Raw genomic sequence first — 18,626 nt, forward strand, 5'->3', positions numbered from 1 at the left:
CCCTGACAAGGGGAGCCAAGGGAAGGGGGTGACCATTACTCCAGATATCGCGCGATCACTCGGGATGCGGCGGCCTTGGCCCACAGCTGCCAGTCATGGTCCACGACGGTGAACTCCACCGGCGAGGCCTGACTGTGCCGGTAGCGGTTGATGCCGTCGCGGATCGGGTCGATCGCCATCTTCGCGAGGAACGCCGATTCGCCGGCGACCATCACCTTCGACGGCATCGCGATGTTCGCGACCGTCGCGATCAGCGATCCCAGACGGAAGCACGTCTTGTCGAGCAGTCGCGACGCCTGCGGCACCCCCGCCCGGGCGTCGCGCGCGAAATCGTCGAACGTGCACGCGCGACCCATCATCTGCGAATACTGGTCGGCGAGCGAATCGTCGGTCAGACACTGCGCGCAGCCGATGTGTCCGGCCGTGCATCGCGGCCCCTCCGGATCGACGAGCACATGACCGAGCAGTCCGTAGCTCTTGTCCGGATAGGAGACCGGCCGGCCGCGCATCGCCAGCGAATAGCCGATGCCGATGCCGATCGTCAGCACCGCGAACGCCTCAAGCCCCACACCCGGCCCGAACCAGCTGGCATCCACCAGCAGCGAGTCGATGTCGTTGTACACGCCACACGGCAGGTTCGTCGCGCGCGTTACCATCTCGGCCAGCGGCACGTCGTGATCCCAGCGCAGGAACGGCGCGAACGTGACGGTCCGATCGTCATCCGCCACATGTCCGCCGATCGCCACGCCGACTGCGATCGGGGCGGGCAGCGCCGAACCCGTCACGTCGACCACGCACTCGTTGACGAGTCGCGCGATCGTCGCCGTCACCGATTCGGGCGATCGGTCCGGGAATGCGGCCTCATGCCGCCCGGACACGACCTCGCCGTGCGCGTTGACCGCCGCGGCCACCGCGGACGTGCCGTTCGCCTTCACGCCGACGAACGTGCGTGCGTTCGCGCACAAGGCCAGCGCCGTCTGCGGCCGGCCGCGCCGATCCGAGCTCTCCTTCGGCGTGAACCCCTGCGGCAGCGGGCCGCGTGTGACCGAATCGCCCGGTAGCTCCTCGATGACGCCCGCGTAGATCAGATCGCTCGTGATGCGCGACAGTGAGCCCTGTGACAGGCCCAGCAGCTGCGCCAGCGTCGTGCGTGCGATCGGTCCGTACTTCGCGATCGCGCACGCCACGCGATGCGTGTACTCCGATCCCTCGAACCAGTGGGGGAGGGATGGAAGCTCGTCGGGTGACTCGCCACTTCCCGGCCGGTTCCCCGGCCATTCGTCGTTGTTTGTCATTCCCATACACTCCCCGCATTCGTCGGCGAATCGAATCTGTCTGAATTCCATTCCTAGAATACATAATTCGCCGGTCTTTAATTTCCACCGTTGCGAGGCTCGCTCACGCTTGGAATAAAAACTATCGAACCGTATCGTGGAAGCACATTCCGCGGCACCGACGCTGCGGAAAGGAGAAAGCTAAGGAGTCTACGAATGCAGTGCGATTCCCCCAAGTCATGGATGAGACGGGTCGCGGCCGCAGTCTGCGCGATCGCGGTCGGCGTCGGACTTGCCGGTTGCGGCGCGAACACCGCCGGCACCGTCACGCTTGATTTCTTCCAGTTCAAGGCCGAGGCCGCCGATTGGTTCAAGCAGGCCGCAGCCGAGTTCGAGAAAGAAAACCCGACCATCAAGATCAACATCAACAACTCCGCCAACGCGCAGACCGATCTGCGCACCCGATTCGTCAAGAACCGCGTGCCGGACGTCATCACGTTCAACGGCGACATCAGCTTCGGCAACTTCGCCGCATCCGGCGTCTTCTACGACTTCACCGACGAGCCGATCGTCGACGAGCTCAACCCCGGCATGGTCGAAATCGCGAAGAACCTCGTGCAGACCACCGACCAGTCGAAGAAGCGCCTGTACGGTCTGCCGTTCGCCGGCAACGCCTCCGGCTACATCTACAACAAGGAGATCTGGCGCAAGGCCGGCGTCGACCCGGAGAACCCGCCGAAGACGTGGAGCGAGTTCACCGCGATGCTCCAGAAGTTCCGCGATCAGGGCATCAACCCGGTCGAGGCGACGGTCGCCGACGCGTGGACCACGCAGGCGCCGCTCGCGTCCCTCGCCGGCACGCTCGTGCCCGAAACCGAGTACACGAAGCTCAAGACCGGTGAGACCAACTTCCAGGACATGTGGAAGGACACCGTGAGCAAGGAGGTGGAGCTCTTCAAGTACGCCGACGGCGACAAGGGCATCACCTACCAGCAGGGCACGCAGAACTTCGCCAAGGGCTCCGCCGCGATCATCCCGCTGGGCACGTACGCCATCCCGCAGATCCTCATGATCAACAAGGACGCGGATCTGGGCTTCGCGCAGATGCCCGCCTCCGACAACGCTGACGAGCAGATCCTCACCGCCGGCGACGACGTGATGCTCACGATGGGCGCCAACACCCAGCACAAGGCCGAGGCGATGAAGTTCATCGAGTTCCTCATGAGCGAGAAGACCCTCAACGACTACGCCGACGCGAACTCCGCGATCACCCCGCTCAAGGACACGCACTTCGGCAACAAGGCGCTCGAAACCGTGCGCCCGTTCTTCGAGGAGAACAAGGTGGCCGACTTCTGCGACCACTACATCCCCTCCTCGATCAACATCGGCGGCTACCTGCAGACGATGGTGACCAGCGGCAACACCGACCGCTTCCTGAACCAGATGCAGACCGAATGGGACAAGGTCCAGGCGAGGACCTTCACGAACTGACGAATCGAAAGGAAGGAAGGAGCATCATGATGACATCATCATCCGCGGCCTCCGCCAAGGCGACGAAGCCCGCGAAGAAGCGCGTCTCCGCATTTTCCGACCGCAAGGTCGACCGCGCCTTCTACTGGATGGCCGTACCGGCCGCGATCATCTTCGCGGTCTTCCTGTACGTGCCGTTCCTGCAGGGCGTGATGTACTCGTTCACCAATTCGCAGGGCTACGGCGACTATGACATCATCGGATTCAAGAACTACATCGCCCTGTTCCAGGACGATCGCGTGGGCCACGCCTATCTGTTCACGTTCCTGATCGCCATCGCGATCACCGTGCTCATCAACGTGATCGCGATGTTCATCGCCGTCGCGCTGAACGGCAAGATCGCGTTCAAAAACGGCTTCCGCGCGATCTTCTTCGTGCCCTACACCCTGTCCGTGCTGGTCATCGGCTACGTGTTCAAGTACATCTTCATGAACCCGCTGCCTGAGCTCGGCAAGGCGCTCGGCATCGACTGGCTGTCCGAATCGCTCATCACCAGCGAGCAGTACTCGTGGATCCCGATCGTGTTCCTCGCCGTGTGGCAGGGCGTCGCCTACTCGGTGCTGCTCTACCTCGCCGGCCTGCAGACCATCGACACCGAGATCTACGAGGCGGCCGCGCTCGACGGCGTCAACGCGTGGCAGAAGTTCTGGAAGATCACGTTCCCGCTCATCGGACCGTTCTTCACGATCAACCTCGTGCTGTCCATGAAGAACGCACTCGGCACGTTCGACCAGGTCGTCGCCCTGACCGACGGCGGTCCGAACTCCGCCACGGAAACCGTGACCTACCTCATCTGGAAGGGCGGCCTGACCGGCGGCGAGTACGCGTACCAGACCGCCAACGCCGTGCTCTTCTTCATCGTCCTCGCGATCATCGCGTTCATCCAGCTCAAGTTCTTCGGCAGCAAGGAAAAGGTGTGAGTGCCATGAGTGCCGCAATGTCAGTCAAGTCCTCTTCGTCCACGCAGTCCGGTGTGCAGTCCGGAAAGTCGTCCGGCAAGCCCGAGAAGTTCCGCAGGGACCGCAACATCAACTGGTGGCTCACCGCCGCCGTCGCGGTCCTGTCCCTGACGATCCTGATCCCCCTGTACTTCACGATCGTCACCGCGCTGAAGACGCCCGCCGAGGCCGGCACGTTCGCCCTGCCGACCACGTGGGAGTGGCACAACTTCGCCGACGCGTCCGCCAAGGTCAACTACCCGAAGGCCGCGCTCAACTCGGCGATCATCACCGTCGCCGCCGTGGTGCTGACCCTGCTGACCAACACGTTCGTCGCGTACGCGGTGGCCCGCAACATGGACAAGCGATTCTTCCGCTTCCTGTACTACTTCTTCATCGCCGCGATGTTCGTGCCGTTCCCGGTCGTCATGCTGCCGATCGCCAAGCAGATGGGATCGTGGCACCTCGACAACCAGGTCGGCCTGATCCTGCTGTACATGGTGCTGGGCCTTGGCACGAACCTGTTCATCGCGACCGGATTCATCCGTTCGATCCCGGTCTCGCTTGAGGAGGCCGCGCGCATCGACGGCGCGTCGACTTGGCGCATCTTCTGGCAGATCATCTTCCCGCTGATGAGCCCGATCAACGCGACCATCGCGATCCTGACCGCGCTGTGGGCGTGGAACGACTTCCTCCTGCCGCTCATCGTGCTGACCGACCAGTCGAACCAGACGATTCCGCTGGCCCAGTACGTCTTCAGCTCCCAGTTCGCCACCAACTATCCGATGGCCTTCTCCAGCTACCTGATGGCCATGGCCCCGATCCTCATCGTCTACGTCTTCGCCCAGAAGTGGGTCATCGGCGGCGTGATGAGGGGAGCTGTGAAGTAACGGAAAGCCCGGTGGGCTTTCCGTTGACCGCTCCGAGCGGGCGACAGCCCGTGAGGCAGGTTGAGTCTCGCCGTAAGGCGAGTCCGTACTTGCAGGACGCGGTCAAGTAACGGAAAGCCCGGTGGTCCCCTCGCAAGCCATTCCCGGCGTCATATAGCGGAAACCTCTCGCCAGGCCCTCGCCAGCGAGAGGTTTCCGCTATATGACGCCTGTTTCCTCTCGCGCAAGGGCTACTCCGCGAGATACGCATGACTCGGACTGACGGTTATCTCTCGCTGAGGCCCAGTAGGCGAGAGACAACCGTCACTGCATGTCCGGTGTCTCTCGCTGCTGCGCGCCCATGCCAGACTCCGCTACTCGCGCACCGGGGCGCTGGTGGCGGCGGGTTGGATCGCGACAGGCACGGTGGTATGAGGTTCGTCCGGCGTATGACCGGCGACAAGATCGAGGGTCTTGCGCGCCGCGATCCGTCCGATCTCGCGGGGCGATGTCGGTACCATCGTGCTCAGCCCGATAGCGTCCGCGACGTCGGATCCGTCGAAGCCGAATACGGACATCTCCTCAGGGATTCGAATGCCTGCCGCGTGCAGCTCGTGGATCACGCGTAGCGCGTAGTAGTCGGACCAGACGCAGATTGCGGTCGGACGTTGGAGTCGGGGCTGGGCGAGTATGGTGGCGACTGTCTGACGCGCCGACTGGGGGTCCCAGAGATCGATGCAGTGGATTCCGCAGTCGGTCAGTCCGAGCGAGGCGATCTCGTCCTTGTACCCGCGTGCGCGTGCGTCGAATCCCCATGCGGTGCCGGTGAGCGGGTCCACTCGTCCGACGTAGCAGAATCGACGGTGTCCGAGCGCGGCCAGATACCGCACCGCCATGGCCTCGGCCGCCTCGTCGTCGATGGCGACGGACGCCTGGCAGCAGCTGATATACGGCGAGTTGACGGATACGATCGGCATCCCCATGCCCGCGAGCGTGTCGGCCTCCTCGTCGGTCGCGGAGAATCCGGAGACGATCAGCGCGTCCGCATTGCGATTGGCGGGAAGGCGAGTGAAGAACTCGCTGCGCTCCTCGACGCTGCCCGCGCGATAGACGGTCAGATCGTACTGCGCCTGGCTGAGCACGTCGTACAGGCCGTCAAACAGTTCGCCCATGAACCAGCCTGCGATGCGTTCGCGGGCGAGCAGCGCGATGCGATTGGTCCGACCGCTGGCCAGAGCGGCGGCCGATCGCGAGACCGTGTAGTTGAGTTCCTTGGCGGCCCTGAGCACCTTCTCACGCGTCTTCGCCGCCACGTGGTCCTTGCCGCGCAACGCACGCGATACCGTGAATGTCGATACGCCGGCGGCCTTCGCCACGTCGTCGATGGTGACCTGTCCCATGATGTTCCTCGTTGTGCTGTTGTGGTTGGCTGACCTTGTACTAAACGATTATATACGCGTCGATGCAGCGTGCATATAAGCGCTGAGATTGTGTGAACGATGCGCCTGCATGTGAAGATGGGAGTAATGCACATCAAATCCTTTGATTTTCAATGTATTTTGCAGGGCAAAACGCTTCGACACGCCGGATATGGTGTATACCTAAGCTGAAGTTGACGAACCGGTTCGACGGGTGCTATCCTCATGCATAAGCGCTTAGCAAAAAGATTTGAGCGCTGATGACATAAGTCAAGGAAGACAGCCGGGCTGGCATCGCCCGGATGAAGGAAAGGAAATCTACGATGAGGATCATGAAAGCCGTCAAGACCGCGGTCGCGGGTCTGCTCGCCGTGTCCTGCCTGACGTCGGTCGCCGCGTGCGGACCTGGCTCGTCCAGCTCCAAGGCGAACGTCAGCAACGAGCCTGTCAGCACAGATCTGGGCGACACCAAGTACGAGCTCAGGCTGTGGGACGGCGCAGGCCTCAAGGCCTTCGACGACCAGCTGATCGCCGCCTTCCAGAAGAAGTACCCGAACGTGACCATCAAGGCCACCTACGATCCGGACAATACCTCCCAGCAGAACGGCCCGCGCATCATCTCCGCTGCCGACACCCCGGACATCGCCCGCATCACCGACATCAACTCTGCCGTGCGCGGCAACCACCTCGTCAACCTCGACGAATACGCCAAGGCTTACGGCTGGGACCTGCCCGATTCGCAGACCCAGGTCTACCGCGTCGACTCCAGCGGCAAGATCGGCTCCGGCAGTCTGTACGCGGTGCCGGATGGCGTGTCGATGACCGGCCTGTACTGGAACAAGAAGGTCGCCAAGGAACTAGGCATCACAGAGGCGCCGGCCACCGTCGCCGAGCTTGAGGCCGACATGAAGAAAGCCAAGGACGCCGGCAAACTCGCCATGATGATGCCGGCCAAGGAGGGCGGCACCTCCTATATCTATCAGGCGCTGCTCACCAACTACGAGGGACGCGACGCCGTGCAGGACTGGATCATCCAGAAGGACGGCGCCACGTTCAGCACCGACGGCGCGGTGAAGGCAGCCCAGAAGATCCAGGACTGGCAGAAGGCCGGCTACTTCTCCAAGGACGCGCTCGCCCTTGATGGCTCCACCGCTCTGAGCCGCTTCAGTGACGGTCAGGCCCTGTTCTTCCCCTCCGGCAGCTGGTACTCCGCCTCCATCAACGAGGCCCTCGGCGACGATGCCGGCTGGATCGCCTTCCCGGGCGAGCAGGCCGACTCCGGCTCCGCGGCAGCCAACGCCGTTACCGCGTTCGGCATCCCGGCCAACGCCAAGAACAAGAACGCCGCCGCCGCGTTCCTCGACTTCCTGCAGTCCGATGAGGCCCGCCAGATCGCCGTCGACAACGGCTACCCGCCGATCGGCGAAGGGGATACCCCGAGCACCGACAACCAGCTGCTTGGACAGGTGCTTACGGCCTACGAAGGTTTGGTCGAGACCGGCAACACCACTGACTACATCAACAACGCCACCGCGGGCATGCAGGCCAGCGCCATCATCCCCGGCTTCCAGTCCCTGATCGACGGTTCGATGACGCCCAAGGCGTTCGTCGAGTCGATCCAGGCCCAGTACGAGAAGGAAGTCAAGTAGGCGCACGGCCATTCGTCCGCGTCGACCGATCCTAGACCGGTTCCGGGCGCGTACTCCCCATACTTCGGGCGGGGCGTTTTTATCCCCTTTTGCCGTCCCGCTCGATTCTCCAATCAACTCATCGCATTCAACATCGCACTCAACACCCAGCATTCAGCAAAGCATGGTGACAATCATGGATACCCATAAGACGGTCGCGGCAGCCAAGGCTGCCAAGCCCAAGCGCGGCATGTCCCTCGGCTTGGTCAGCCTGCTGTTCCTCGCCCCCGCGCTGCTGTTTTACATCGCCTTCGAACTGTGGCCGATCATTCAGACCATCTGGTACTCGTTCTACGAATGGAACGGCATCGACGCCAGCACCTTCATCGGCGTCGAGAACTACATCACCGTCTTCACCGACCCGGAACTGTACGGGTCGATCCTCCACTCGTTCTACCTGATCATCTTCTTCTCCGTCATCCCGATCGTGCTTGGCCTGATCATCGCCGTCCTCATCAAGGACATGAAGTCCAAGGCCGGGCGATCCTTCGCGCAGGTCTGTCTGTTCCTGCCCCGCGTCATCCCCGGCGCCGCGGCCGGCGTGGCATGGACCTGGATGCTCGCCGACAAGGGCACTGCCAATCAGCTGCTGCGCTCGGTCGGGTTGGGTGATTTCGCCCACGTGTGGCTCGGCGACCAGTCCACCTCGCTCAACGCCGTCGGCGTGATCGGCTTCTGGCTCCAGCTGGGCTTCTGCGTCGTCCTCCTGCTCTCCGGCATCGGCGGCATCGACCAGTCCCTGTACGAGGCCGCCAGCCTCGACGGCGCCGGATGGTGGCGTCAGCTCTTCCACATCACACTTCCCGGCCTGCGCGGCCAGATCGGCGTGTGCCTGACCATGACGATCATCTCCGCGCTCGCCAGCTTCGACGTCGTCTACATGTCCACCCAGGGCGGTCCCGGCACCTCCACCATGGTGCCCGGCGTGCAGGTCTACCGTCTCGCGTTCACCCAGCAGAGCGTCGGCCTCGCCTCCGCGCTCGCCTTCACCCTGATGATCCTCGTGCTGCTCGTGGTTGGCCCCCTGCAGCGTCTGGTCAACGGAAAGGAGAAGTGACCTGCCATGCAGCAATCCAAGACCGTGCGCATCACCGGAACCGTGATGCTCGCCCTGACCGTCCTCTTCTGCGTGCTGCCGTTCCTGAGCATGCTCTCCGCCGCGCTGCAGCCGCAGGGCTCCATGCCCGAAGGTATCCAGTTCACCGCGCACCCGCATTGGGAGAACTTCATCGATGCGTGGAACATGGCCAACATCACCCCGCTGCTGCTCAACAGCATCCTCCTCGTGATCGTCGTCGTGCCCTGCGTCGTGATCTTCTGCTCGCTCGGCGGCTATGCGTTCGCCCAGCTGCGCGTGCCGTGCAAGGGGCTGATCTACATTTTGTTCCTCGTGGGCCTAACCATCCCGTTCGAGACGTTGGTCACCCCGCTCTACTACGAGATCAGCGACATGGGTCTGCTCAACACGCGGCTCGCGCTCATCCTGCCGCTCATCGGTCTCAACATCCCGTTCGGCATCGTGTGGATGCGATCCTGCTTCGAGCAGATGCCCCGTGATCTGATGGAGGCCGCCAGCATCGACGGCGCCGGGCACTTCCGCACGTTCCGCTCGATCCAGCTGCCTCTCGCGTTGCCGGCGATCTCCTCCCTCGGCATCCTCACGTTCCTCGCCACATGGAACCAGTTCCTGCTGGCCGTGGTGCTCGAGAATGATCCGAACAAGCGCACGATGGCGGGCGCCCTGCAGTCCTTCGTCGGCCAGTACCAGACCGACGTGGTCCTGCTCAACGCGGGCGCGCTGCTCATCATGGCGCCGACAATGATCCTGTTCATCTTCCTCCAGCGCTACTTCATCCGGGCCATGCTCGCCGGCTCCGTCAAGGGCTGAGCCGCAAGTCCGTTACACATCAGGCAAAGGAGCTTCCCATGACCGACGCCGATTGGTGGCGCAAGGCCGTCATCTACCAGATCTACCCCCGCTCGTTCCGTGACATGAACGGTGACGGCGACGGCGACCTCGCCGGCGTGATCGAACGTCTTGACTATCTCGTCGAACTCGGCATCGACGCGATCTGGCTGTCCCCCTTCTATCCGTCGCCGCTGGCCGACGGCGGATACGACGTGGCCGACTACCGCGCCGTCGACCCGCGTCTCGGCACGATGGAGCAGTTCGACGACCTCGTCGTCAAGGCCCATGCGGCGGGCGTTCGGATCATCGTCGACATCGTGCCCAACCACACCTCGGACCGGCACCCTTGGTTCCAGGAGGCGCTGCGCGACGGCCCCGAGTCGGACGCGGCCTCCCGCTACGTGTTCCGCCGGGGCAGAGGCGATCACGGTGAGCTGCCGCCCACCAACTGGCTGAGCAACTTCGGCGGTTCCGCATGGGAGCCGTGCGGTGACGGGTGGTACTACCTGCACCTGTTCGCCCGCGAGCAGCCCGACCTCAACTGGGACAATCCCGAGGTTCGCGCCGAGTTCCTCGACATCCTGCGGTTCTGGTGCGACAAGGGCGTCGACGGCTTCCGCATCGACGTCTCGCACGGTCTCGCCAAGGACCTGCGCGATCCGTTGCGCGATCGTCCCGATCCCACGCTCATGTCGCCGCAGGCCGCGGACGGTTCCGACCCCCTGTGGGACCGCGATGCCGTGCATGGCATCTACCGTGAATGGCGCGAACTGTTCAATCGCTACGATCCGCCGAAATATGCGATCGGCGAATCGTGGTCGCCGTTCACGCCGCGCATCTTCCAGTACGCCCGCCCCGACGAGCTCGGCGCCGTCTTCGACTTCTCCATGTCCAAGGCGGCATGGTCACGCGACGAGTATCGCGAGACCATCGAACGCACACGGCGGTTCGCGGCCGACGCCGGCACATCGCCCACATGGGTGCTCGGCAACCACGACGTGCCCCGCATCGCCTCGCGCCTTGGTCTGCCCCCGAAGACCAACATCGAACAATGGGTCACCTCGAACGGCACGGACCCGACGATCGATCCCGCGCTCGCCGCCCGCCGGGCCCGTGCTGCCGCATTGATGGAGCTTGGTCTGCCCGGTACGGCGTTCGTCTACCAGGGCGAGGAGCTCGGCCTGCCCGAGGACTTCGACCTGACCGAGGACGAGATCCAGGATCCGAACTGGGAACGTTCCGGACACTACTTCAAGGGTCGCGACGGATGCCGCGTGCCCCTGCCATGGACGGCTTCCGGTCCCGCGCTCGGTTTCAACGGCACCGGTGCCTCGTGGCTGCCGCAGCCGGACTGGTTCGCCCGGTATGCCGTCGATGCGGAGGAGGTCGATGATGCGTCGACCCTGACGATGTACCGTCGGGCCATCGCGTTGCGACGCACGTGGGTGACAGGCGATGGTGCGGCCGCAGACACGGATGAGGCCGTCGTTGCCGCCGGTGCCATGGGCGATCGCGCGCCGTTCGCGTTCGATTGGCTCGACGAGTCCGACTGGTCCGCACCGCTACTCGGGTGGACGTTGCCTTCCGGTATGACGGTCGTCGCCAACTATGCGGACACGCAGTCTGTGAGCCTGCCGTCCGCCGTGACGGTGCTCGTCTCCTCCGACAGCGCCGTTGCGCCGGGCGAACGTCGGACTTCGATTCCGCCCGCCGCCACGTTCTGGTGCCGTCTGGCGGTTTGATCGGCTGTTCGTCTGGCCTGTTGACTGGTTAACTGATCGTCGGCCCCCGGATCCCTCAGTCGGACGATCGGAGAGAGGCAAATGGATATGCGAGATGTGCGGGTAATCCAACCGCATATCCGACCGGTCGGTCGCGCAGAGCCATCGAGGAACAGCAGAACAATAGACTTGGAGTCATGATCATGCATGAGCCGTCGAATGTCGCAGTCGCCCCCAATGGCGCCGCATCTGCCGGCACATCCTCGCCCATCGGTGTGCGCTGCGTGACCGCACACGTCGATACGGGTCGTGCCGCCTATGGCGAGCCCGCCACGGCAAACCGTCAGTTGCCCGCCGACGCCATCGCCGTGACGACGATGGACGTGCCGGCCGGCACACCAGACCCGTTGCTATGGCGATTCGACGTGGACGCCGAGTTGCCACAGCCCGAAGGCCGCGCCGCCGCATTCCAGGAACAGGAGACGTTCACCTCCATCGCCGGTCTGGAGGCAGCCATCGATGTGCCGGCCCCGGCGCCCGGCATCACGCCGCTGTGCCTCTACCAGCACAAGGAGTGGTGGATGCGCCCTACATGGGTGCAGGCGCTCGCCGATGTGCCGCCCCGCACGCAGATGCTGCTCTACCGTTGCGTGGACGGCCGCTGGGTGGTGCTGCTCGCCGTATCCGGGGATGACGTCCGGGCCGATTTCGCCGCCGCTTTGGGCGGAGGCCCGCATGCCGTCTCGAATACCGATGACTGTGCGCTGCGGCTTATCGTCTCCTCCAACAAGACCGGTCGTACCATCATGCGCGACGTGGTCTGCTACGCCGCAATCGGCAAGGACCCCTACCGCGCCGTCCGCGTCTGTGTCGAAGCCGCGGCCCGACGCCTCGGCGTTAGTACACGGCGTGAACGTCCGTTCCCCGAAGCGCTCACCGGACTCGGCTGGTGCACGTGGGATTCTCTGGGCCGTGAGGTGAGCGAGTCGGCCATCATCGCGAAAATGGAGGAATTCCGCGCCAAAGACGTCCCTATCTCATGGGTGCTCATCGACGACGGCTGGTCGGACACGGACCGCGTGCATGAAACCCTGCGCGGGTTCGACGCGGACCACGAACGCTTCCCGCATGGGCTCGTCCACACCGTCGATCTGCTCAAACGCCGCTACGGCGTGCGTTCCGTAGGCGTATGGCAGGCGTTCCAAGGCTATTGGGCCGGCATCGACCCCGAGTGGGCCGCTGCTCAGTCCGCCGTCACATGCACCGCGAACGGGTGCCTGATCCCGGCCGCGGGCCAAGACGCCGCCGCGCGATTCTGGGACACATGGGACACGCATCTGACTGCGGCCGGCGTTGACTTCGTGAAAGTCGATTCGCAGAGCTCCACATCGGTGATGACCCGGGGCTCGGAGAGCTATGGTGAAGCGACGTGGGGGCGTCATCGTGCGCTCGACACGGTGACGAGCGATCTGTTCGACGGCGCGCTCATCAACTGCATGGGCATGTCCTCCGAGGACTACTGGCATCGGCCCACCTCGCCGATCACGCGCACCAGCGACGACTATCTGCCCCATCACCCCGAATCGCTCGCCGAGCATCTCATTGAAAACGCCTACTGCGCGCTGTTGTTGGGCGAGCTGTACCACTGTGATTGGGACATGTTCTGGACCGAGCATCCGCATGCATGGACCCATGCGGTGCTGCGGGTGATGAGTGGCGGCCCGGTATATTGCTCCGACACGCTCGGGCATACGGACGCCGCGGTGCTGCGCGCGCTGCTTGACCCCGTGACCGGGCGGTTGCGTCGTCCCGATGAGCCGGCTCGGCCGATCGTCGATTCGCTGCTCGCCGATCCGACGCGTTCGGCACGGGCGCTTGGCGTCGAAGCGCGATTCGGCGGCGAAAGCGTGATCGCGTTCATCGGCCTGCGGGAGGGCGAATCGCAGTGGGGCGTCATCGAGGCTGGAGATGAACCGTTGCAAGTCACCGAGCTTGCGGTGGGCGATGCGCCGAACGTCGACCGCGGGACGGTCGTCATTCCCGCGCACGGGCGCGAGCGGTACGAAGTGGCTTACGGTCGGGTCCGTCTGCTGCGGATCCGCATCGCCTGCGTGCCGGACGCGTCATAGCGTGGTCGTGTCACCATTTGCCGAGGAAAATCCGGCGAATGACGACGGACCGTAACCGAATGCACGTCCAACCGTACGGAACACCATCCCATTACTTTCCGCCACGCCCATGCCGGGCGATGATGGGAATGAAAACCTCGTGCGCCTATCCTGTCGCGTAGCAGCTTATTGACATGACCGGCGCGAAACTCGCAGAGCACATAGAACGCACAGATCACATAAGCGACACAACGCAACCCCAGCAAAGGAGCCAACGATGACCGCCTTCAACCGTGAACCACTGCCCGACGCCATCCGCACGAACGGCGCGACCCCGAACCCGTGGTGGTCGAACGCCGTCGTCTACCAGATCTACCCGCGATCCTTCCAGGACACGAACGGTGACGGATTCGGCGACCTCAAGGGCATCACCTCCCGCCTCGATTACCTCGCCGACCTCGGCGTTGACGTGCTGTGGCTCTCCCCGGTCTACAAGTCCCCGCAGGACGACAACGGCTACGACATCTCCGACTATCAGGACATCGACCCGCTGTTCGGCACGCTCGACGACATGGACGAACTCCTCGCCGAAGCGCACAAGCGGGGCCTGAAGATCGTGATGGATCTCGTCGTCAATCACACGTCCGACGAACACGCATGGTTCGAGGCGTCGAAGCACAAGGACGACCCGCACGCCGACTGGTACTGGTGGCGTCCCGCACGCCCCGGCACCACGCCCGGCGAACCCGGCGCCGAGCCGAACCGCTGGGGCTCCTACTTCGGCGGCTCCGCATGGCAGTACGACGAGACCCGCGGCGAATACTTCCTCCACCAGTTCTCGAAGAAGCAGCCCGACTTGAACTGGGAGAACCCGGCCGTGCGCCGCGCCGTGTACGACATGATGAACTGGTGGCTCGATCGCGGCGTCGACGGATTCCGCATGGACGTCATCACCCTGATCTCCAAGCGCACCGACCCGAACGGCAAACTCCCCGGCGAGGCCGGTTCCGAACTCGACGACCTGCCCGTCGGCGAGGAGGGCTACTCCAACCCGAACCCGTTCTGCGCCGACGGCCCGCGCCAGGACGAGTTCCTCGCCGAAATGCGCCGCGAGGTGTTCGACGGCCGCGACGGCTTCCTCACCGTCGGCGAGGCCCCCGGCATCACGGCCGCGCGCAACGAGCACATCACCGATCCCGCCAACGGCGAACTCGACATGCTCTTCCTGTTCGAGCACGTCGACTTCGACTGCGAGGGCGCCAAGTGGAAGCCGCTGCCCCTCGACCTGACGAAGCTCAAGTCCATCATGGCCGGCTATCAGACCGCCGTCGCGAAGGCCGGCTGGGCAAGCCTGTTCACCGGCAACCACGACCAGCCGCGCGTCGTCTCCCGCTGGGGCGACGACTCCACCGAGGAGTCGCGCATCCGCTCCGCCAAAGCGTGGGGACTCGTGCTGCACATGCACCGCGGCACCCCGTACGTCTACCAGGGCGAGGAACTCGGCATGACCAACGCGCACTTCACCTCCCTCGACCAGTACCGCGACTTGGAAACGCTCAATGCCTACCGTCAGCGCGTCGAGGAGGCCAAGGTGCAGAGCGCCGAATCGATGATGGCCGGCATCGCCGCGCGCGGTCGCGACAACTCCCGCACCCCGATGCAGTGGGACGCCTCCCGCTACGCCGGATTCACCGCGCCCGACGCCGCCTGCGAGCCGTGGATCTCGGTCAACCCGAATCACACGGACATCAACGTGGCCAGCGAGTTCGACGACCCCGACTCCGTGTACGCGTTCTACAAGCAGCTCATCGCGCTGCGCCACACCGACCCGGTGATCTCCGCCGGCAGCTGGCACCTGATCGACGCGGCCGACCCGCACGTCTACGCCTTCACCCGCACCCTCGCCAAGCCCGCTCCGGCCTCGACGTACCCGGTGTTCGACGACGTCGAATCGTTCCACATCAACCCGCAGCCGGATCCCAGCACGCAGCCCGGCGAAGGCGCGCTGCTTATCGTCGCGAACCTCTCCGGACGCACCGTCGACCTGCCGTCCGAGGCGTCCGCGCTGCTCGCCGGAGGCATCACCGAACCGGACATCGTGATCAGCACGTACGGCGCATCTCACGCCGTCGTCTCCCTCACCAACGAGGAGCTCGACCCGTGGGAGGCCATCGCCGTGCGTTTGTAATGCGTTCGACGCAGCTATCTTGCTTACGAGGGGTACTTTCAGCCTTCTGCGGACATCTATCCTGCTTACGAGAGGTACCTGATGCAGGTATAAGGCCCCTAAAACGGCTTGATTACCATGAGGGTTTGCCGTTTGTAGGTTTGTGTACTTTGGTCAGGTACCCCTCGTAAGCAGGATAGATGTCCGTAACAAGCGAAAAGTACCCCTCGTAAGCGAGATATCGGCGAGATATCGGCGGATGAAGGCTGGGAATTCACGTGAATTGCCTTATTGCGCGAGACGGGGTGTCTGGATACGGCACCCCGCCGCATAAAATAGCCGATTATGGAACAGAAAGACGTCCTCAAAGCATTGCAGCGTGATCATGCGGCCGAACTCAAGAAAGCCGCCGAGCGGTTGAAGGGGACCGCACGCCACACCGAGATCATCCCCTCGCCGACCCTGTCCGAAATGACCGGACACGAGATTCTCCTCAAGCCCGAGAACCTTCAGATCACCGGATCCTTCAAGATCCGCGGCGCCTACAACAAGATCGCCTCCCTGTCCGAAGAGGAGCTCGCCCGCGGCATCGTCACCGCCTCCGCCGGCAACCACGCGCAGGGCGTCGCCTATGCCGCCCGCGAACGCGGCGCCAAGGCCACGATCTGCATGCCGACCATCACCCCGCCGCTCAAGGTCGACGCCACCAAGGCGTACGGCGCCGACGTGGTCCTCTACGGCGACGTCTTCGACGAATCCGCCGCCCACGCCGCCGAACTGAGCGAAAAGGAAGGCATGATCTACGTGCCGCCGTTCGACGACTACGAAGTCATCTGCGGCCAGGGCACCATCGCCCTCGAAATCCTCGAGGACGTGCCCAACGTCACCGACGTGGTCGTGCCCCTCGGCGGTGGCGGACTCGGCGCCGGCGTCGCGCTCGCCATCAAGACGTTCAAGCCGGAAGTGCGCGTGATCGGCGCGATCCCGGAGGGCTCGCCTGCGTGGAAGAACTCGCTCGCGGCCGGTCGCGTCGTGCCCGCCGATCAGGTCGTCACCTCCGCCGAGGGCGTCGCCGTCAAGCATCCGGGCGATCTCACGTTCGCGCTGCTCAACGAGTTCCTCGACGACATCGTCACCGTCACCGAGCGTGACATCAACGAGATGATCCTGCTCATGCTCGAAAAGCACAAGCTGGTCGTCGAGGCGGCCGGTGCCGTCTCGCTCGCCGCGCTCGAGCATCTGAACCTGCGCTCGCGCAAGTTCGCGTCCGCGCCCGGCCCGCACGTGGTCGTGCCGATCATGTCCGGCGGCAACATCGACACAGTGACGATGGGCGCGGTCATCCAGAAGGGCATGATCGCCCGCGGGCGCATCATGAACTTCGAGGTGGAGCTGCCCGATACGCCGGGTCAGCTCGTCAAGGTCGCGTCTCTGCTCGCACGCGAACGCGCCAACGTGATCGCCCTCGACCACGATCAGTTCAAGGCATCCGGCCACTACACGAACGCGGTGTCGCTCGGCGTCACGGTCGAGACCAACGGTCCCGACCACATCGACCGCATCCTCGCCGCCCTCAAGGCCGAAGGCTTTAGCCCCAAGCGCATCTACTGATTCGCCTGATTCGCGCTTTTTGCGCCTTGGCTGGGTAGCCCTGACCGTTTATTGCGCTGACCGCGACGGCCCGCTATTTACTGTTTCCGACACACTCAAGGCCGTTCGGCCAAGCCTACGGTCGTGAACAGTAAATAGCGGGCCTTCGCTCTGTTCCAGCGGTATGTATCTGCTGACTTGTGACTCGCGCGTCAGCTGTTCTCGGCGATGGTTTCGTCGACGAGTTCGGGCAGGGCCACGGCGATGTCGTCGTGGATGAGACGGGTGGCGAGGCGATCGTACTGGGTGCGGCCCATGTTCATGATCGTGATCGGAACGCCGGCCTGCGCGGCGACCGGCACGATGCTCGCGGCCGGGAACACCTCGAGCGTCGATCCGATGACCCACAGTTCGTCGGCCTTGGTCGCGAGACTGTACGACTTCTCCATCGCACCGTCCGGCAGCGCCTCGCCGAAGTAGACGACGTCGGTCTTGATCATGCCGTTGCAGGGCATGTTCCCCTTGTACTTGAGCAGGCGATGGCAGCGCGGATCCGGCTCCTCGTCTAGCTTCGCCATGATGTCGGCGGTGTTGTATTCGGCGTGGCACTTCATGCAGTGCGATGTGCCGATCGTGCCGTGCAGGTTGACGATGATGTTCGGACTGTTGCCGGCCTTCTCGTGCAGGGCGTCGAAGTTCTGCGTGGCGAGCAGCGTGAGCATGCCCGCCTTCTCGAGCCTGACCAGCGCCTTGTGCGCGACGCCGGGTTGCGCGTTCCACACGGGCGATTCCTTCTGCCAGCGCCACGAGTATTCGCGCGCCTCCTTGTCGTTGAGGAACGCGTCGATGTCGTACACGCTCATCTGATCGGGGTGCTTGGTCCACACGCCGTCGGGGCCGCGGAAGTCGGGGATTCCGGCGGAGGTGGAGATGCCGGCGCCGGTCAGTACTGCGATTTTCTTTGTCATACCCACAGGTATACGCGCTTTGCGTGTCGTTGCGGTGTACGCCGGGAGAAGTCGCGGCGATTCCGTTTGTTCGACTGTTCGTCACTTTCGGTTACCGGCATGTGACGTCCGCGGGCGTATCCTTAGCAATAGGACATGACGCATGGCAGGGTCAAGCGATGCCGTTGCGACACGCCGATGGAACGCTGTATTTCCAAGGATTTGCGGCGTACTTTTGCATGCCGGTTTGCATGATCGTCGCAAGGCGTGTAAGTTACTCATCTGTTGCCACTCAGCACGGCGATCTGATTCAAATAAAGAATTGTGATTCAGCTTGTTGATGTGTGTGGTGGTTTGAGAACTCAAGAGTGTGTTTGTACTACTTCTTTATAGTCAATGATTGCCAGTCCGTTGCAGGCCTGCCTGTTTTGGGTGGGTTCCCTTGGTTGGGTTGAATTGCGGCGGGG

The 18,626-nt window shown here is 63.7% G+C and carries 13 protein-coding genes; 10 read left to right on the plus strand and 3 right to left on the minus strand.

Translation table 11 applies throughout. The annotated features are described in order from the left end of the window. Positions 1 to 35: 35 nt before the first annotated feature. A complete protein-coding gene (locus BCAL_RS08180) occupies positions 36 to 1,295 on the minus strand; it encodes an ROK family protein (RefSeq protein WP_081887382.1) in 1,260 nt (419 codons plus the stop codon). A gap of 195 nt (positions 1,296 to 1,490) precedes the next feature. On the opposite strand from BCAL_RS08180, the gene BCAL_RS08185 reads away from it, so the two are divergent. The 3 genes from BCAL_RS08185 to BCAL_RS08195 are packed head-to-tail and all read left to right on the plus strand — an operon-like array spanning position 1,491 to position 4,632. Continuing rightward, a complete protein-coding gene (locus BCAL_RS08185) occupies positions 1,491 to 2,765 on the plus strand; it encodes an ABC transporter substrate-binding protein (RefSeq protein WP_043166175.1) in 1,275 nt (424 codons plus the stop codon). A 29-nt stretch (positions 2,766 to 2,794) separates the two neighbouring features. After that, positions 2,795 to 3,724 carry a carbohydrate ABC transporter permease gene (locus BCAL_RS08190; RefSeq protein WP_043166268.1) on the plus strand — a complete coding sequence of 310 codons (930 nt, stop codon included), beginning with the start codon at positions 2,795 to 2,797 and terminating at the stop codon, positions 3,722 to 3,724. Between the two features lie 17 nt (positions 3,725 to 3,741). Further along, positions 3,742 to 4,632 (plus strand): carbohydrate ABC transporter permease, encoded by an 891-nt coding sequence (locus BCAL_RS08195; RefSeq protein WP_052119177.1) that lies wholly within the window; start codon positions 3,742 to 3,744, stop codon positions 4,630 to 4,632. Between the two features lie 353 nt (positions 4,633 to 4,985). On the opposite strand, the gene BCAL_RS08200 is transcribed toward BCAL_RS08195, so the two are convergent. Beyond that, positions 4,986 to 6,011 (minus strand): LacI family DNA-binding transcriptional regulator, encoded by a 1,026-nt coding sequence (locus tag BCAL_RS08200; RefSeq protein ID WP_043166173.1) that lies wholly within the window; start codon positions 6,009 to 6,011, stop codon positions 4,986 to 4,988. 341 nt (positions 6,012 to 6,352) lie between these two features. Between BCAL_RS08200 and BCAL_RS08205 the strand changes: the two genes are divergently transcribed. From BCAL_RS08205 to ilvA, 7 genes are all read left to right on the plus strand, one after another. After that, a complete protein-coding gene (locus BCAL_RS08205) occupies positions 6,353 to 7,678 on the plus strand; it encodes an ABC transporter substrate-binding protein (protein WP_043166171.1) in 1,326 nt (441 codons plus the stop codon). A gap of 175 nt (positions 7,679 to 7,853) precedes the next feature. Further along, positions 7,854 to 8,774: a carbohydrate ABC transporter permease gene (locus BCAL_RS08210; RefSeq protein ID WP_193350937.1), complete on the plus strand. Its 921-nt coding sequence runs from the start codon at positions 7,854 to 7,856 to the stop codon at positions 8,772 to 8,774. Positions 8,775 to 8,780: 6 nt separating this feature from the next. Beyond that, positions 8,781 to 9,605 (plus strand): carbohydrate ABC transporter permease, encoded by an 825-nt coding sequence (locus BCAL_RS08215; RefSeq protein ID WP_043166170.1) that lies wholly within the window; start codon positions 8,781 to 8,783, stop codon positions 9,603 to 9,605. Between the two features lie 38 nt (positions 9,606 to 9,643). After that, on the plus strand, positions 9,644 to 11,368 hold the full coding sequence (locus tag BCAL_RS08220; RefSeq protein WP_052119176.1) for a glycoside hydrolase family 13 protein: 1,725 nt from the start codon (positions 9,644 to 9,646) through the stop codon (positions 11,366 to 11,368). 176 nt (positions 11,369 to 11,544) lie between these two features. Further along, positions 11,545 to 13,476, plus strand: a complete 1,932-nt coding sequence (locus tag BCAL_RS08225) for a Sip1-related alpha-galactosidase (protein WP_052119175.1) — start codon at positions 11,545 to 11,547, stop codon at positions 13,474 to 13,476. Positions 13,477 to 13,732: 256 nt separating this feature from the next. Then, positions 13,733 to 15,643, plus strand: a complete 1,911-nt coding sequence (locus tag BCAL_RS08230; RefSeq protein ID WP_043166168.1) for an alpha-glucosidase — start codon at positions 13,733 to 13,735, stop codon at positions 15,641 to 15,643. A 324-nt stretch (positions 15,644 to 15,967) separates the two neighbouring features. Beyond that, the gene (gene ilvA, locus BCAL_RS08235) at positions 15,968 to 17,233 is read left to right on the plus strand and encodes a threonine ammonia-lyase (RefSeq protein WP_043166166.1); all 1,266 of its coding nucleotides are present in this window, start codon (positions 15,968 to 15,970) and stop codon (positions 17,231 to 17,233) included. A 191-nt stretch (positions 17,234 to 17,424) separates the two neighbouring features. On the opposite strand, the gene BCAL_RS08240 is transcribed toward ilvA, so the two are convergent. After that, positions 17,425 to 18,180 (minus strand): Sir2 family NAD-dependent protein deacetylase, encoded by a 756-nt coding sequence (locus BCAL_RS08240; protein ID WP_043166164.1) that lies wholly within the window; start codon positions 18,178 to 18,180, stop codon positions 17,425 to 17,427. Between the last annotated feature and the right edge of the window lie 446 nt (positions 18,181 to 18,626).

The organism is Bifidobacterium callitrichos DSM 23973, assembly GCF_000741175.1.
Classification (GTDB): domain Bacteria; phylum Actinomycetota; class Actinomycetes; order Actinomycetales; family Bifidobacteriaceae; genus Bifidobacterium; species Bifidobacterium callitrichos.

Excerpts from the sequence above, each read along its gene's own strand:
- BCAL_RS08180 (WP_081887382.1), bottom strand. The coding sequence starts at position 1,295 with ATGACAAACAACGACGAATGGCCGGGGAACCGGCCGGGAAGTGGCGAG.
- BCAL_RS08185 (WP_043166175.1), top strand. The coding sequence starts at position 1,491 with ATGCAGTGCGATTCCCCCAAGTCATGGATGAGACGGGTCGCGGCCGCA.
- BCAL_RS08190 (WP_043166268.1), top strand. The coding sequence starts at position 2,795 with ATGACATCATCATCCGCGGCCTCCGCCAAGGCGACGAAGCCCGCGAAG.
- BCAL_RS08195 (WP_052119177.1), top strand. The coding sequence starts at position 3,742 with ATGTCAGTCAAGTCCTCTTCGTCCACGCAGTCCGGTGTGCAGTCCGGA.
- BCAL_RS08200 (WP_043166173.1), bottom strand. The coding sequence starts at position 6,011 with ATGGGACAGGTCACCATCGACGACGTGGCGAAGGCCGCCGGCGTATCG.
- BCAL_RS08205 (WP_043166171.1), top strand. The coding sequence starts at position 6,353 with ATGAGGATCATGAAAGCCGTCAAGACCGCGGTCGCGGGTCTGCTCGCC.
- BCAL_RS08210 (WP_193350937.1), top strand. The coding sequence starts at position 7,854 with ATGGATACCCATAAGACGGTCGCGGCAGCCAAGGCTGCCAAGCCCAAG.
- BCAL_RS08215 (WP_043166170.1), top strand. The coding sequence starts at position 8,781 with ATGCAGCAATCCAAGACCGTGCGCATCACCGGAACCGTGATGCTCGCC.
- BCAL_RS08220 (WP_052119176.1), top strand. The coding sequence starts at position 9,644 with ATGACCGACGCCGATTGGTGGCGCAAGGCCGTCATCTACCAGATCTAC.
- BCAL_RS08225 (WP_052119175.1), top strand. The coding sequence starts at position 11,545 with ATGATCATGCATGAGCCGTCGAATGTCGCAGTCGCCCCCAATGGCGCC.
- BCAL_RS08230 (WP_043166168.1), top strand. The coding sequence starts at position 13,733 with ATGACCGCCTTCAACCGTGAACCACTGCCCGACGCCATCCGCACGAAC.
- ilvA (WP_043166166.1), top strand. The coding sequence starts at position 15,968 with ATGGAACAGAAAGACGTCCTCAAAGCATTGCAGCGTGATCATGCGGCC.
- BCAL_RS08240 (WP_043166164.1), bottom strand. The coding sequence starts at position 18,180 with ATGACAAAGAAAATCGCAGTACTGACCGGCGCCGGCATCTCCACCTCC.